At 45.3% G+C, this 16,252-nt stretch carries 15 protein-coding genes; all 15 read right to left on the minus strand.

What is annotated here, in order from left to right:
• Nucleotides 1–432: a division/cell wall cluster transcriptional repressor MraZ gene (mraZ, locus tag DESDI_RS13595; RefSeq protein ID WP_172635907.1), complete on the minus strand. Its 432-nt coding sequence runs from the start codon at nt 430–432 to the stop codon at nt 1–3.
• Between the two features lie 219 nt (nt 433–651).
• Entirely contained in the window at nt 652–2,064 is a 1,413-nt protein-coding gene (locus DESDI_RS13605; RefSeq protein ID WP_015263194.1) for an NCS2 family permease, read from the minus strand.
• Between the two features lie 386 nt (nt 2,065–2,450).
• Nucleotides 2,451–3,836, minus strand: a complete 1,386-nt coding sequence (gene lpdA / locus DESDI_RS13610; RefSeq protein ID WP_015263195.1) for a dihydrolipoyl dehydrogenase — start codon at nt 3,834–3,836, stop codon at nt 2,451–2,453.
• A gap of 126 nt (nt 3,837–3,962) precedes the next feature.
• A complete protein-coding gene (locus tag DESDI_RS13615) occupies nt 3,963–4,160 on the minus strand; it encodes a DUF1858 domain-containing protein (RefSeq protein WP_015263196.1) in 198 nt (65 codons plus the stop codon).
• An 84-nt stretch (nt 4,161–4,244) separates the two neighbouring features.
• Nucleotides 4,245–6,365 carry a glycoside hydrolase family 2 protein gene (locus DESDI_RS13620; protein ID WP_015263197.1) on the minus strand — a complete coding sequence of 707 codons (2,121 nt, stop codon included), beginning with the start codon at nt 6,363–6,365 and terminating at the stop codon, nt 4,245–4,247.
• 243 nt (nt 6,366–6,608) lie between these two features.
• Nucleotides 6,609–7,043, minus strand: coding sequence for a Fur family transcriptional regulator (locus DESDI_RS13625; protein WP_015263198.1), 435 nt, complete (start codon nt 7,041–7,043; stop codon nt 6,609–6,611).
• 135 nt (nt 7,044–7,178) lie between these two features.
• Nucleotides 7,179–7,349: a 4Fe-4S binding protein gene (locus DESDI_RS17670; protein WP_015263199.1), complete on the minus strand. Its 171-nt coding sequence runs from the start codon at nt 7,347–7,349 to the stop codon at nt 7,179–7,181.
• Between the two features lie 339 nt (nt 7,350–7,688).
• Nucleotides 7,689–9,023, minus strand: coding sequence for a vWA domain-containing protein (locus tag DESDI_RS13635; RefSeq protein ID WP_015263200.1), 1,335 nt, complete (start codon nt 9,021–9,023; stop codon nt 7,689–7,691).
• Nucleotides 9,024–9,036: 13 nt separating this feature from the next.
• On the minus strand, nt 9,037–9,921 hold the full coding sequence (locus DESDI_RS13640) for an AAA family ATPase (RefSeq protein WP_015263201.1): 885 nt from the start codon (nt 9,919–9,921) through the stop codon (nt 9,037–9,039).
• A 240-nt stretch (nt 9,922–10,161) separates the two neighbouring features.
• Nucleotides 10,162–10,881, minus strand: coding sequence for a hypothetical protein (locus tag DESDI_RS13645; protein ID WP_015263202.1), 720 nt, complete (start codon nt 10,879–10,881; stop codon nt 10,162–10,164).
• An 81-nt stretch (nt 10,882–10,962) separates the two neighbouring features.
• The gene (locus tag DESDI_RS13650; RefSeq protein WP_015263203.1) at nt 10,963–11,640 is read right to left on the minus strand and encodes an HD-GYP domain-containing protein; all 678 of its coding nucleotides are present in this window, start codon (nt 11,638–11,640) and stop codon (nt 10,963–10,965) included.
• Between the two features lie 96 nt (nt 11,641–11,736).
• Nucleotides 11,737–12,495 carry a histidinol-phosphatase gene (locus DESDI_RS13655; protein ID WP_015263204.1) on the minus strand — a complete coding sequence of 253 codons (759 nt, stop codon included), beginning with the start codon at nt 12,493–12,495 and terminating at the stop codon, nt 11,737–11,739.
• A gap of 68 nt (nt 12,496–12,563) precedes the next feature.
• Nucleotides 12,564–13,886 (minus strand): metallopeptidase TldD-related protein, encoded by a 1,323-nt coding sequence (locus DESDI_RS13660; RefSeq protein ID WP_015263205.1) that lies wholly within the window; start codon nt 13,884–13,886, stop codon nt 12,564–12,566.
• Nucleotides 13,887–13,888: 2 nt separating this feature from the next.
• Nucleotides 13,889–15,385 carry a TldD/PmbA family protein gene (locus DESDI_RS13665; RefSeq protein ID WP_015263206.1) on the minus strand — a complete coding sequence of 499 codons (1,497 nt, stop codon included), beginning with the start codon at nt 15,383–15,385 and terminating at the stop codon, nt 13,889–13,891.
• 389 nt (nt 15,386–15,774) lie between these two features.
• Nucleotides 15,775–16,251 (minus strand): GNAT family N-acetyltransferase, encoded by a 477-nt coding sequence (locus DESDI_RS13670; RefSeq protein ID WP_041219500.1) that lies wholly within the window; start codon nt 16,249–16,251, stop codon nt 15,775–15,777.
• Nucleotide 16,252: the final 1 nt, after the last annotated feature.

The raw sequence follows: 16,252 nt of genomic DNA on the forward strand, positions 1-16,252 counted from the left end.
CTATATTCCCAGGTTCACTAAAGACTCTGCCGCACTAGCATAGGCATCTTCAGCCTGACGAGAATAGTCTGCCCAAAGGCCTTGACTCCAAATCTCCACTCGTGAGGAGACTCCAACCAATACCACATCTTTATCAAGCTGGGCATATTCCCGCAAATTTGCTGGCAAAAGAATTCTCCCTTGCTTATCTATCTCGCATTCAGTGGCCCCGGAAAAAAAGAAACGGACAAATGCTCGTGCATCCTGTTGGGTAAAAGGTAAAGCGCGAAGTTTCTCTTCGAGGATCTTCCACTCCTCTTGGGGGTAAACAAAGAGACAGTGATCTAAGCCTTTAGTGGCTATAAATCGCTCGCCTAAGGCTTCTCGGAACTTTGCCGGCACAATCAGCCGACCTTTTCCATCGATCGTATGGAGGTATTCCCCCATGAACATGTTCCTTCACCCCACATCGAGCACACTTCACTCCACTTTACTCCACTTTACCCCACTTATTCTCCATTCGCAGGGATATTCCTTCTTTCTGCCTCCTCTTTTAAAGAAAAATATCAAAATAGGGAAGAAAGTCCTAGTCTCAACAAAAAAAGGGAGGAGACAAACTGCTTAAAAACAGCTTGCCATCCTCCCCGAGTCAGGCTAATTCATTTTTGAAGTTTAGAGTCTCCCTAGGAGAATAAAGTTCAGGATAAACAGAAGCGTTGCGACCCACAATACAGGACTAACATCTTTTGCCTCACCTTTAAAAATCTTAACGATGCAGTAGAAGATAAATCCAGTAGCAATACCGTAGGAAATACTATAGCACAGAGCCATGAAAATACCAGCAAAGAAAACGGGAATAGCTTCACTTAAATCTCCCCATTTAATATCTTTAAAGGAAGAAAGCATCATGATCCCCACAATAATCAATGCCGGAGCTGTTGCCACACCAGGAATTGCACTTAGCACCGGAGCCAAGAAAGCACTCACTGCAAAGAGGATGGCGACGACAACACTGGTCAATCCTGTGCGTCCGCCTGCGCCGATACCCGCAGCACTTTCCACATAGGTGGTCGTGTTGGAAGTACCGAAAACAGCACCCACGGAGGTAGCTATGGCGTCAGCGAAAAGAGCCTTGTCCATCTTGGAGTTAAACCCTTTGCTAGTTTCAAGCGCTTTTTGGTCCGCTTCAGAGAAGATTCCTGAACTGCGACCTGTTCCAATAAACGTACCAATGGTATCAAACACATCCGATAAGCTAAAGGCAAAAATAGTAACTAAGACGAGGGGAACCTTGGCAGGATCGCTAAAAAGTGAGCCTAAGCCAGGATTACCAAAAGCGGCCAGGAAGGTTTGCGGCAATTCCGCGAGAGCTTCACTAAAGCTAATGGAAGAACCCATGTGCGTAATTCCTAGGGGAATACCTGCTAGAGCAGTTGCGACAATTCCAATTAAAATTGCACCTTTAACATTGCGAATAAGCAAGATAACGGTAAGGATAAGACCGAAGATAGCTAGAAGTACCGGAGCAGAATTTAAGGTCACTAGCCCGGGAATGGCACGTGAACTGGCGATAACGGTTCCTGCTTCACCTAGTTGCACATAGGTTCCAGGATCAGAGGTAAAAGAAAGTAAGCCAGCGTTTTTAATTCCGATATAAGCGATAAAAATACCAATACCGCCACCGATCGCGTTTTGCAGACTTGGCGGAATCGAAGTAATGATCTTTTTTCTAATGCTTGTCACAGTGATTAAAATATTAATAATACCGCATAAGAAAACCATTGCGAGGGCTTCTTGCCAAGTAAAGCCAAGACCAAAAACAACAGTAAAGACAAAAAATGCGTTCAGACCCATTCCAGGTGCTTGGGCGTAAGGTACATTAGCGACTAGACCCATAACCAAGGTTCCAATCACTGACGCGATAATCGTCGCTAGGAATACTGCACCCCAAGGCATACCCGCTTGTGAGAGCATTGTTGGATTAACCATAATGATGTAGGCCATTGCGAAAAAGGTAGTTAGTCCGGCAACGACCTCAGTACGAATATTACTGCCGTTTTCCCTTAGTTTAAAAAAGTTTTCCACCCTGATTCCTCCTGTTTATTGTCATCTTTGCCGCTTTTCGTCTTAAACAGACATCAAACAGCATTTATTTAATGAATGTATTATACTTTATTTCCGAACGTTAGTCCATACTTTTTCCAGTTCGTTCGGGAGTTTCTTTTCCTTTTCTCTTTCTCTAGTTACTTTTTTCTAGTTACTTCTTTGTCTAGTTAAACACATACCATAGAAAGGAGGACAAAGAAAACCCCGCTTCACTGCGCTTAGGTTTCGCGCATTGAAGTAATTCGTAGTCCCGGATTGCCGTTATACTATCGACCGATAAAAATAGTGAAAACCTAAATTTATGTACAAAAAAGGGAGTAGACAAGCGCTTTAGATGCTATGCCATACTCCCTTGATTCGATCGTCTAGGCTAAATGCAATGGCTTCTCAAAGATTCCATGGGCCGCCTCCATAATGGCCTCCGGCAACGTCGGATGAGCATGAATAGTTTTCGCAAGGTCATCCGCAGTTAAGCCTTTCTCCACGGCAAGAACACATTCTTGAATCAGGCTGCTGGCCTGAGGTCCCATAATACTAGCACCGATCACTACGCCCTCTTCATTTGCAAGAAGCTTCACCAGTCCCATGACTTCTCCTAATGCTAAAGCTTTGCCATTGGCACTGAAGGGAAACTTACTAATCTTATAGGCTTTTCCGGAAGCCTTTAAAGCTTGTTCAGTTTCTCCTACAGTAGCGATTTCCGGATATGTAAAAATCGCACTGGGAATCGCCCGACCTTCCATCGTAACCTGTCTTCCGGCAATATGCTCAGCTACTACCATACCTTGCATTGAGGCAACATGGGCAAGCATAGTCCCGCCGACAACATCCCCAATGGCATAGATCTTCGGGACGGAAGTTTGCATCTGTCCGTTGACGCGAATGGCTCCGCATTCAAGCTCAAGCCCTAAGGCCTTCACCTGAATTCCACGCATATTTGGTTTTCTCCCCGTTGCTAAAAGCACTTGCTGAGCCGGCAACTCCTTAAGTCCTTTAGCATCTTCAACATGGACAATCAATGCTCCGTCTCCGGCGCTAATTGCTTTGACCGAGGTTTTCGTCAGAATCTGGATGCCACTTTTCTTAAGCAAGGGCGTTAAACGTTTGGGAATCTCCTCATCAATCATGGGGAGGAGCGTGGGGAGCATTTCTATGACACTTACCTGGACCCCAAGCTCATGATAGATGGAGGCAAATTCTAAGCCGATGACTCCCCCACCGATGATGACCAAGCTCTCCGGCAGGGTCTTCTGTTCGAGGATTTCTTCGCTAGTGACCACGCCCGGTAGCTCCAGTCCCGGTACGGGTATACTTGCCGGAAGTGAACCAGTAGCTAGAACTATGTGATCGACCTGTATCCGATCTATACCTGTTTCGGACTGGACTTCCAGATAGCCGGCTTCTTTAACCTCACCCCAAGCCTTCACCACATTTATCTTCTTGGCCTTTAGAAGCTGCTCTATGCCGCCCACCAAAGTATTGACCACCTGATCCTTTCTCGCCATGATGCGCGCGAAATCAAAACCTGCATCGTGAATCGTGATACCAAAGTCTTCAGCATGCTTTAACTCTCGCCAAAGCTCGGCACTTTTGACTAAGGTCTTCGTAGGAATACATCCTTTGTTTAAGCAGGTCCCGCCCAGACGCCCTTCCTCGATGAGAATCACAGATAAGCCAAGCTGAGCCGCACGTAAGGCGCAAACATATCCTCCAGGTCCTCCCCCTAAAATGCCCACCTGATAACGTTCCATAGTCATCTCTCCTCTCGCCTTATTGAGTCACTACCTTAGCAATGATAGTGAAAAAAGCCTATTTTGTGTGTACTCACAAATAGGCTTCCCTTATTATCCAAAATTAATAGCTGTTAATTGAAGCTGTCAATTGGATGTAATGACTTTATTCAAGTGCTCCACTAATTCATCCGGTTTCTTGCCATGTGTAAGTGCTGCACCTTCGATGCTTTCCATAGCGGATGAAGGGCAACCCAAACAGTGCATACCTAATTCAAGAAAGGTTTGAACCGTCTGAGGGTAGGTTCGTAAGACTTGACCCACAGTCATATCCTTGGTAATCAATGTAACGGCCTCCTATCATCTCTCAATTCTCACTAAATCACTCGGATTTATTATAAAGGATTTTGGTGATAAGTTCAACTCCTTCTACTCAAAGAGAATCACCTTGAGCCAGTCGGATTGTTGGAGTAAATGTAGTGCATAGAAAAAATCTTCCCAGCGAAAAGCCGCCACGGCACCGAGAATTAAGATAAGAATTCCCGGAACCCAAAGAAAGGCTGCATATCGACCTCCTACGCGATGGGTATCCCGAATTTTCAAAGGGAGAAAGAGAATATGAAAAGCTACATAGGCTAATATAGGTACGGAGCGAGGGACCCCCCATCCTTGTAACACCCACAAAACTCCCACCATCCAGTTCCAGAAATATCTTCTTTCCAGCCATGCCGCAAGTCCCATGACGTCAGGTGTGCCCGGCATTCTTGGCGCCACAACTCCAATTTGTAGCAATCGAAATAGAACAAATAGGCTCCCCATCATCACCCAAATTAACCATGGTGATTGGAGACGTATCCCCTCCCAAATCGGCCATTGATTGGGAATCCAGTGCGCCCACGGTACATGGGTATTAAAAATTAGGGCAGTCAACAAACCCGCTATCGTCATCTCCCGAGTCAACATGGCTAAGCACTGCCAAAACCAAGCGATTCGCAAAGCCCTTTTGGGTTTCTTATTTTGCAGTTCCTTGTATCGCCAATTCACCGCCACCAAATTCGACCAAGCTACTATAATAAGCAGGGCAGTCCATACCCAGCTTACCAATTGCTCTGCGGGCCATAAAAGCTCCGAAGTTGTTCGGTTTACTTGAGGCTGCTCAATCTCTCCCCAAGTACCTTGAATAGTTATTTCATCAGTTAAGTTAAAGTTAAACGCCGGAATCGGTTTCACCATAGTCTGAACTGCTTGTTCGTAGTCTTTTAACAAAGCTTGGGGATTATATTCCAACCCTATGCCTGAGGTATAGGCCCACACTGAGGGATGGAGGCTACTTACCCGGATCCAATCTTCCCATGAACGAGGTTCTGGGAGATGCTGAGCAGGTATCATCGAGCTACTAGGAAGTTCTGTCCATACTCCGATGCCCACCCGGTCGGCTTCGACCAACCAATATTCATCGGGTAAATCTCCCGAAAAATAGATGAGATTATAACCTTGGGCCTTGCATTCCTTAAGCCAATCCGCAACTTCACCACGATTTCTCAATTCATACCCCTTGGCCGGGGAGAGTGCCAATCCTCTGATAGCAAGCTGTTGACCATTCAAGGAGAAGCTTCCTTCCTGATAGTCTAAGGACTTAAGACCAACAGCAAAGGCGATATCATCTCGATCTCCACGGGTGTTGCTTACAGTTAAATAGGCCTGGTAAAGAAAAGGATCTTCAGGGCTCCAGACATGCCCGTTGGGAATCTGGAAAGTGACGCTTACTGGTTGTACAGGGCTCTCATCGGCTTGAACTTGGGTCATGATTTGAGCTACCTCTGCCGAACCATCGGAAATCACCCCTTGAACAGTCCAGGGACCATACTCTGAGAACCCATGATGGCTAAGTTGGAAATCTACTCGAACAAGGGCCGTTTCCTTCTCCCAAACACTATGAAGCTGAGGATTTTCAATACTTGTCTCCATTATCGCTTGTAACGAAACTGCTCCCGTAATCCTACCTTTGGCCGGATAGGGCGATCCTAAAAAGGTTTTTCTCTGAGATGGGGGAGCTGTAATCTCCAGTAGAAGGAGGTTTTCTTGACCATGTCGCAAAGCCGAAACAGGTACTTGTATTCGGCTGCTGCCTCCCTCGCTTTCCACATACCCAATCCGGTTGCTACTCTCCATTCCGTTGAGGTAAATTGCACCCTCCCCGTACACTCCATTGATTTGGAGCATGAGGCTCCGAGCGTTCCATTCCGCCGGTACTGTAAAGGCTTTTGTTGCCACATGGAAATCTAAGTTCGACGGTAGCAAACCATACTCTCCACCTGTTAACGGTGAGTTGTTCCCTTTCTCCTCAAGATCCGTTTCCGTAATCCATGCTTGTCTCAAAGAAGGATATATCTTCCACTGCCCGCCCAAATCCATTTCCCAGCGATTTACACTAGTTAAAGATGAGGCAGATTCAAGCAGAACTCCAGGAGTCGAATGCCAATTCCAGAGGAGTAGCCCTAGGGTTATGGCAAGGGTAAGTATTAATATATAAAGACGTCTATTAAACATAGTAGCCAATGCCTTTCTTAATCAACCTATTAAGAACCAATAGATTATTCATCCGTTATAATTTCTAGAAAACCTCTCAAATTCCTTTATCCGGGTAGTCGCCCTAGAAAATAGTGACCCATGAGCTACTTGACCCCAGAAAGATTTTTCATCAGTGATGTAGCCTAAGAGCGACATGGGAGTCTGACGAGATAAAAAAAGCCTGATCAAGGATCAGACTTTTAAAATAGCTTTACTTTACAGTTAATTCATTTTCTTCAGATCTGGCGATACACAGTTAGGACAAACCCCGTAAAACTCCAGGCGGTGACCGTGGACTTGGAAACCTGTCTTCACTTCAACTTCATTCTCCAACTCCAGTAATGGACGATGCAAATCTACAATTCTCCCACACTCTGTGCAGGCAACATGATAGTGATTATTCGCATTCCCATCAAAATGGCTTGACATATCTCCATAGGAAAGTTCTAAGATATATCCATGTTCCTTCAACATATTCAAGGTGTTATAGATTGTCCCCAAACTTACCCCAGGAAATTTTGCCTTGACATGATGATATATCTCCTCAGCAGTTGGATGAGTATCGGTACCTAACAGAAATTCTAAGATAGCTTGACGTTGGGGTGTAAAGCGTACCCCTTTATCTTTGAGGTGCTTAAGAATTTCTATTGCAGTCATGACCTCATCTCCTTGATCTTTAAAATTATTATTAGTTTTAGTTTAGTTAAATATATGCCAACTGTCAATAGAAATATTTCTGAATATATAAAAAAAGAGAGAGTCTTTTTTCTGACTCCCCTTTTCAGTACACATTTAAGCTGGATTTGGTGCGCCAGTTGGGCAAACCTCAGCACAAGATCCACAATCAGTACAAGCATCAGCATCGATGACGTATGAATCATCTCCAGCGCTAATAGCTCCTGCTGGGCATTCAGCTTCACAAGCTCCGCAGCTTATGCACTCAGAATTAATAAAATATGCCATTGTACACAACCCCTTTCTCTCCATTCTCAAGTGTCACTATAACATAAGGAAAGAAAGTATGGCAATATGCAATTTAATATTTTGTCCAAAGTACTAATTGTTATGCGAGATTAGATATCCCGGTCAGGACGATAAGGCACTTGATAAAGTCTCCGCATACAATGAGAACAATAAGGGAGCATACGATTGCTTACATGATTTCTCCGAAAAAGGACCTTGTCTAAATCCTCATGTTCAAATCCGCAAGAACGACATCTTTCTAACACCTGATTAACCTCCTAGATTGTGAGCTTATGAACGATGTATTTACACCTCTAGTATGTCTCACAACTTTGGAATTTAAACAAACCCTGGTGATTTCTTTAGAATATCCTGCAAATGTTCTAAAGTATTGCATTCAAACATTTGGCAATAGGGTCGGAAAAGTTCAATGGAATTGACATCCTTCCAGCGTTTCTCGGGCAAAGTATTAAGCCAAACAATCTCCCGTACCTTCCTGCGCGTCTTTTTAAGATAGACCGCTGCTTTCTCCCCCTCCAAAGTTAGGGCGTCGCTTAGAATAAAGAGAACGGTGCGACGAGAAAGGGAATGCCCATGCTGTTCATGAAGTTCCTCTAGAGACACAGCTAAATTCGTTCCACCGCCAAATTCTTCAACTAAACCTGTCAAGGATGTATTCACCATTCCTTGAAAGGACTGAATCCCCCGAAGTCTTGGGGTAATATCTACTAGATGACTAGCAAAAACATAAGTCTCAATTCCGGCAACTAAGCTGGTCAAACCATAAATGAATTGCAAAATAAACTCTGTATATTTCACCATGGACCCGGACAAGTCACAGATTAGAACAAACTTGGGCTTGCCTTTACGCCTTTTTCGATAGGTCTGTTTTAATAAGACACCTCCATAGCGAAGGTTTTCTCGAACTGTTCGACGCATATCCAAGCTTCCCCTTTTGCCTTGCCTAAGTCTCCGTGAGACCTGTGAAGCCAATCTTCGGGACAAACGACGGATTAATTTACTCACTTCCGGCCACTCTTCAGGAGGTATATCTTTTAAATCTTTAGTAAGGTAGTGCATTTCCTTCTGGCGCACAGCCCGCTCAACCTCGCTCAACAAGCCTTCTTGTCCCGGCGGGGCGATTAGAAAATCTTCTCCTAATTTTCTTTTCCAGTATTCCAAGGAGCCGTGAAACATCTTTTCCACCAAGGGTTGGAAGGAATGATCCACGGGAATCCCATTTCTGACCCCTTCCTCTGAGCGCCCAAGGAACTTCTTCAGCCGCTCTTTTTCATCTTCGGGAAGACTCATATAGGTTGCCCGCTGTTCATCCGTAAGCTCTAATTCCTCCCCTTGAAAACGCAACTCTTCTCGAGTCTCTGCTATCCCCTTTTCCCAGCTTTCCGTCTTTTCCTGTGCCTCTTTCTGCCAATTCGACTGGGCTTCTGGGGTAGCGAAGAACACGCGAAAGACTTCTTCGAACCAGGACAACTGATTCACAGATTTCACTAAAGTGCTTCGAAGAACCCCCTCTACTAAGGATTTATCTGCCATTCCAATTATAGTTAAACCTTGCAAAGCATCTTGAACCTCTGTAAGGCTCACAGGTATGCCTCCTTCACGCAGGAGACGAATAAAATCTAAAAGATGACGGTCCAACTCACTTCGTTCCACTCGGGGTCCCCCCTTAAATTCCTTTCGCCTCCCCTAAGAGTCGTTCCGCCCCCATTTCCCGGTAGAAGAGTTCGAGATCTTCCTTGCTTTTGATGAGCAGATTCAAGGTGGCATCGACCCAAGCAGGATCAAGGTCAGTTTTACCCATAACCAATAATGCTTTCGCCCAATCCATCGTCTCAGCGATCGATGGAATCTTCTGCAGCGCCAGTCTTTCCCGAAGAATGCTCACGGCTTTAGCCACTTGATAGGCTAATTTATCCGGTAAATCCGGATATTTAGAGCGAAGGATTCGCACTTCCTTCTCCACGGTAGGTGGATTAACATAAAGAAAGACACAGCGACGTTTCAAGGCGTCAGACAATTCCCGCTCCCCATTCGAGGTAAGAATGACAAAAGGCCGTTGCTTAGCCTTCACCGTTCCCATCTCGGGTATTGTCACTTGAAACTCTCCTAAAACCTCCAACAAAAAGGCCTCAAATTCAGCATCCGTTTTATCAATCTCATCAATGAGCAACACCGAAGGCTCTTCGCTCATGAGTCCTTGCAGAAGGGGGCGGGGAAGAAGATAATCCAGACCAAAGAGATCCTCTTCCTTAAGACTTTCTTCTTTCATCTGAATCCGAATAAGCTGCCGCTGATAATTCCATTCATAAAGAGCCTTGTTCTCATCGAGTCCTTCATAACATTGCAAACGAATCAGGTTGGCCGAGAAAACCTGACTCAAGGCTTTTGCGATCTCAGTTTTTCCCACCCCCGGTGGCCCCGCAATAAGTATGGGCTTCTCTAACTGAGCCGCTAGATAGGCCGTGAGCGCAATCCGATCTTCTTTTTCAGTAATATAGCCCTCTCGTGTCAAGGCCTGCTCAAAATCATTCAATGTCATATCCAGCTTCATATGTTCCCTCCTCCACTTCACTTCGGTTCTTATTCTAATGGATCAGTTTTCTTTTTTAAACCGGCAGAATGCCTCGACTATCACAGAACTAAATTACCCTCATCATATCACGAGTTGCGACTTTTGAAAATTCAGACTTCTTAACAAATTACTTTGACCTGACCCAATTCGACGCAAAAAATCTGCAAGCACCCAAGGGGTAGTTGCAGATTTTTAAGCAAGGGTTATGGATAGGAATAATCAATAGAAATTAGTATACTCGCTTGGCAGACTCTGATTGACAAGCTGCTCTAGTAATTCGTAGGATTCAAGTCGACTGTAAGCCAAAATTTCTTCCCATTCCTTTTTGTCAAACTGCCAGGGCGAATAGGCTGACACTCGACTGGCAAACCCAATCGGGCGTCCCCCGCCGAGAAGCTTCTCCACTCTTCGGGCAGCCAGGCTTTGGGGACCATCGGGCCGAGCGGAGCAAAAGATCGGTTCCAAACAAAGTGCGGGGTGATCTCGATAGGTCACAAGTAAACTTTGCTTATAGAGAAGCTCAACCCCTACCTTTTCTCGTTGTATTTCTTCTTGCAAAAGAACGGGTTCCGGTACATCAAGGGCCCCCAGCCTTTGCCAGAATCTCTTCTCCGCAAGATATTGGATAGGGGCTCTTAAAGCCACGGCTCCCATCTCTTTAGCAAATCGAGTTAACATCTCCGCAAACTCACGCTCAGAGTCATTCTTAACAGTTAGACCCATCATCACAATCAGTCGTTCAGATGAGCTCACCAGTAACTCCCCAGCCTCATCTTCTTCACCCATACGTACGATGAGATAGCCCGGAAGCCGCTGCAGAGAAGTTGTTATCTTTCTTCCCCTTTCCGTTAAAAAAGCACCCAAAGCCTCAGCCCAATCAGCCAACCCCTCTTCATCCCAGTCTGTCAGAGGATCTAAACATAATTCCATCCAAGGCATACTCTCGCTCCTTACCCAAATCAAATCTTTGCCTAGTTTGGCTTAGGCGCAGGATTTTTATCCGTGGGGTGTGAAATGGGGTCAGGTTCCTTGATTCAGGGATATCTCCTTGTAAAACCATTCATCCAAATTGCTTGGGATGGTTTGAATTGTCTCTAAGAAATCCAAAATCTTTTCTCCCCAGAATGGATCATAGACACTTCCTAAAGCGAGGCGCATTTCTTTGATCACTACATTAGGGTCTTGGGGAGCACTTGAATAACGGCGCACCTCAATTCCCATCGCATAATTGTCAAAAACCCGAAGTCCCCTTGCCAGTAAGGGAATCTCTGTCCCTTTGAGTTTATAGGGATAGCCATTACCGGAATAGGCCTCATGATGGGAGACGACTCCCTTCACCATTCTCTCCCAGAACCGGTTACCCGTCTTTTTGTAGTAGTCGAGAACAATCTCTGCTGATCCTAAGGGATGTTCAATCATATGATTCCATACCTTGAGCAACATTTCCCGTTCAAGATCTTTAAGACGGTCACCCACAAGAAGCACTTCAGCGGGCCAACGCAACTTTCCGATATCATGTAAAAGACCTGTCGCGACAAACTCGTTGCGTGTAACCCAAGCTTGTTTTACAAACTGCTTACCCACTTCAACTTCCGCAAAACAGCTCATCAGATATCCTACCCGCAAGCTATGATAATAGCTAATGTCATCCAGCCAAGCGAGATCTTGCAAGAGAAGTCGTATTTCTTTACCGTACATACAGTAATTTCCTTTCTATGAAAGCCTTTTGGTCTATGTCGCGACAAATGTTAACGATCAAAATCCATTGTAATCATTAGCTGAGAAAATTGCTAGCTATAAACAATAGTATATCTTTTCACCTTGATTAAACCCTGTGCATTCCTTGATGCCACACTCTTTGAGAAGTTGTGAAGCAAGATCCAGATCACGCCCCACGTGTCCTGCTTGATGGGCATCAGAACCTAAGGTCATCGGTATTCCACGGCGTTGAATATCCCGGATAATCTTGGCCTCAGGGTAATACTCCCCCACCGGCTTATACCGTCCTGCTGTATTCAGCTCAACGACCAACCCCTTCTCTTGAATGCGTGTCAAGGCTGCATCCGCTAAACTAAGGACGTCGGTCTGTGGTCGGACACCAAATAACTTAATAAGATCAAAATGGCCTAGGGTAGTAAACAGTCCACTAGCAGCAGCCAGTTCGACCCAAGAAAAATATTCCTCGTACATTTTATCAGCATCGCGCTGATGATGCATCGGCTCTGCCTCAGGAAGATCAAAAATCCACCTATTCACCTCATGAACCGAACCAATCACAAAATCAAAGGGGAACTGCCTTAAAAGGGCTCTTATCTTCTCTTCTTCTTCTGGTCGATAGTCCACTTCAAGACCAATCGAAACCTTTAGGTCGGGATATTCATTGGCCACTTTACGAATTAAGGGCAAATCCAAGTCCTGATAATAATAATCGTGATCTGCAAAGCCGATCTCCTTAAGACCAACTTGCCGAGCCTGTTCAAGAAACTCCCGAATAGTCTCGGCTGTTGCTAAGCGATCCTCATGTCCCGTTAAGTGTACATGCATGTCCAGCATTTTTCTTTTCCTCCAAAGCCATGCTCTATAAAATACCAGATCTTACTTTACCACAGAAAACGACTTCCTTACATATTCTGAACCCCAGTCCTCACCACCATGTAAGGCTTAGTTTCTATCTCTCCTTGCCCAAGAATCGTCTCCAAGGATGCCAGATCCTTGAAGAAGTTTCCATTGAGCTTCACATCCCGCTTTCCAGCGATCTTCCCTTTGAGAATACGTAGGCTCTGCGGAGCGCTTAGAGAGTAATCTCCCGAAGCGCTATTTTGGGTATGCATGCCTAACACGGATAGAATAAGGATACCATCCTCAATGCCGGAGAGCGCTTCCTCCCAAGGTTTCCCTTGCCTTGATTCGAGGTAAAGTCCCGATGTCCCACTGGAGATCCCGGTGGTTGGTGCTCCCCATTTTTTCGCATCCTTCATACGCAGAATTGGAGTTTGCAGACTTCCATTCTTAATAAGAACGGTCTTTTTAGCTGGCACTCCTTCAGGGGTCAAGAGATACGAACCCCACTCAAGTGGCCGCAGAGGGTCTACATACAGATCCAAATCCTCGTGGAAAACCACCTTATGTGTTTTAAATTCTTCAACCTTAAAGGCACTTTGTCCTTCTAAGATGCTTTGTCCAATCAAGTTCGGAAAAATGAATTGACCAAGGAAGCTTCCAACAACACTAGGTGAAAAGACAACTACTGTCTTAGCACTAATTTCAGGAGCATTATCTTGCAAAGCTTCATAATATAAATTTGTCCGCTTCCATAGCTTAGTCCATTCCTCAGGGCTAATCAATCGTCGCTTAGCAAAGCCTGCCCCAACTAAACTATCAAAGGAATAGGAAAGAGCGTATTGAGACTGTTGGTAACTGACCGCGAGGCCTTTAGAATTACGAACATGACGGTATCCCCAGCCTGCTTGAATACTGGCGTTTAAGTTGATCCCTTGCGGAATATCCTTCAGTAGCCTTGCCAGTTGTTCGAAAAGCAGGTCGTCTTCTCCAGCCAAAATCCGCTCTATCTCCCGATCCTCCACAGTCACAATCGGTATGGGCTCGGGTTGAGGGATATCTGCTCCCTCGGGATCTTCGTATGAAGCTTGTCGCCATTCCTCTAATTGCATCTGCCAATAAGCGATCCCACTTTGTAGATGAGGCACTTGCACTTGAGCCTGGGTTAAGCGACCATCCTCCCAGATAATATAGATGTCGCCGCTCTCCCCCTGCCGATAGCTGGGAGGAGTATAGACACTACCCGGAGAGTTTTCCTTAATCCCTATGGATAAGACCGAAGCCTCGTGAACCAAAATCCTCCATCCACGAATCCCCAAGTCATTTCTATTCGGTGCGCTTTTTGCACTCTGGAGAAATTCCTCAAGCTGAGCTACGAGCTTCATCTTTACTCCCCTCCCAAATTAACATTTTCATCTTGATCGAGAAGGAGGTAGCGATGACTCCCTCCGCTGGAAGGAACAGATTGTCCCCCTTTGCCACAGGTCCCAATGGCATCATAACATCCTCCACCTAAGCCGGCGCGTATCGCCTGCAAGGCCGAGAGGATTTTTCCACTGAAGATACTCGGTTGATAAATAGTTAAATCTGAATCTGCAACATCAATAATCCCATCACATTGGAAGACAAAATCACCAGTTTTGGGGTTAACCTGTCCACCTCGATAGCCTAGGAGTAGAAGATGCTTCCCCTCTTGCTGAAGCTCGCCCTCTTCCAGCAAAACCTTGCGCACTTGTGACACCTCGTCCATCAATCCGGCGGTGTTCGGCAAAGCTAGTTCATAATCAACTAATAAACGGATATTCGTCATCCGTGGCAAGGGAATTGACCCATAGCTTTCCGCTCTCCCAGCCCCGGTGATAGGCATCCCGGCCTCACGAGCCGAGAAAACATCGCCTAGACCCGCTTCCAGAACACCATCTTTGACAATCTCCACCATTTCACGAACCAGACCATTTGCAGAATAAGGCTGATAAGCCCAATCCCCTACCAAGGGTCCGTCGATAATATGGACACCTTTACGAGCGACTTGAAGCCCTTTTTTGAACTTCCCGTTTTCCCCTAACACTGACTCCTTCATATGGTCTGATTCTACTGCATGTCCAAAAGCTTCGTGAGCTAAGCCCTTGGCTAAGCCGTAATCAATAATTAACGGGTAATGACCACTTGGTAAGCTCGGTGCTATGCAGACCCGTCTAGCAAATTCCGCCCGCTCCACGGCTTTTTGCTCTAGGCTAGCATCCTCCTTCTCCACCAGCAGCAAATTGGCATCCACCCCACTTCGTTGAACCAAGACATTTTTAGCTCTTCCTTGTTCGCGAACAGTTCCTTGATGCATAAGCACTGCTCGAGGAACTGTATAGGATACTAAGGTCCCATCCGTTCGCCCGATACACCAGATATCCTCAACTTGCCGATAATTGGACTGCCAAGAAGTCTCTGAACCCTTGTCCACTAATCGCTTATGTAAAAACACAACTTGCTCCTGCAGATCTTCGAGCGAAAAATGGTCAAATTCCAGCTTTGCTGGGTTATCCCCCTCAGCCTGAAGAGGCGAGAGCCTAAATATCTCCTGATTTAATTCAGCCCCAATCCTGGCATTGTGCTGAGCGAGGGAAAGGGCACGCTTCATAGCTTCCCTTCCCGCCTCGACAGTTAATGTATCGACTGAAGCAAAACCCGAGGCACCCTCGGGAGTAAATGCTTGTATCCCTATTCCACTTTCACTTGCGGTTGAAACCCTTTCAAAGCGGCCATTGGTCAGCTTAAGGGACCATTCTCGCCTAAATTGAGCACGCACAACATAATAACAACCGTCTTCAGTTTTCAATCCCTCTACTTGCAAGATAGATTGGACAATCTCTGCTATTTCTTTCCGTTTCACGGTATTCCTCCATCAACGAAGTTTTCTCTATTATACCACCGTCTTTGATTATGCATTATACTATATAACAGCTGTAAAAAGTACTTTTAACATAAAATTCTTAATCGTATGTATAATGTCAACTATCTCAGGAAACAATTAAGGTAGTCTCACGTTTTCCAATTTTTTATCCCCACTCCTCTCTTTTACTTCGGCTTGCGGTTTTCTCGCAAGCTTTTTTTTATTTCTAAACCCTATTAAGACCATTTTTAAAGACCAAGAAAAACTAAATGCTGTGAAGTCCCCGACTTCACAGCATTCTTAAATTGCATCTTAATTACAAAGTACTATTAAGAACTACTCCAATGCTCTCTTTAATTCCCATCTATTAATTCATGTCCTGTTATGGATTAGTCCTTTAAAACCTTCACCATAAGCTTGCGTTCTTCTACAAAGCCAAGGCTTTGATAAAGGTTGAGGGCCTGAATATTATGAGTGCTAACCGCCAATCCAAGATATCGAATAGACTCTTCCCGGCAATATCCTTCAGCAGCTTCCATCAGAACTTTACCAATCCCTTTTTTGCGGTACTCCCCAAGGACAGCGAGATCCATAATCCATGCTTGATGTAGTCCCGTTAATTCTTCAACTGCATGGGCATAAAGGACCAAAAAGCCCACCGGCTGATGCAGTTCTGTTTCAGCAATAAAAACCTTGGAGTCGCTTTGTTTAATCCAAGTCCAAAAGTTTTTCAGCATCTTCACCCGATATTTTAGGGTCTCTTCCAGTGGCTGTTGGCGCCACGGTGAAATATTCACCGGAATTACATCCTTAGCGAGTTCAAACATAAAGGGCCAATCCTTTACAGTGCCTTGGCGAACGAGCATA

Origin of the sequence: Desulfitobacterium dichloroeliminans LMG P-21439 (assembly GCF_000243135.2) — a bacterium.
Taxonomy (GTDB): Bacteria; Bacillota; Desulfitobacteriia; order Desulfitobacteriales; family Desulfitobacteriaceae; genus Desulfitobacterium; species Desulfitobacterium dichloroeliminans.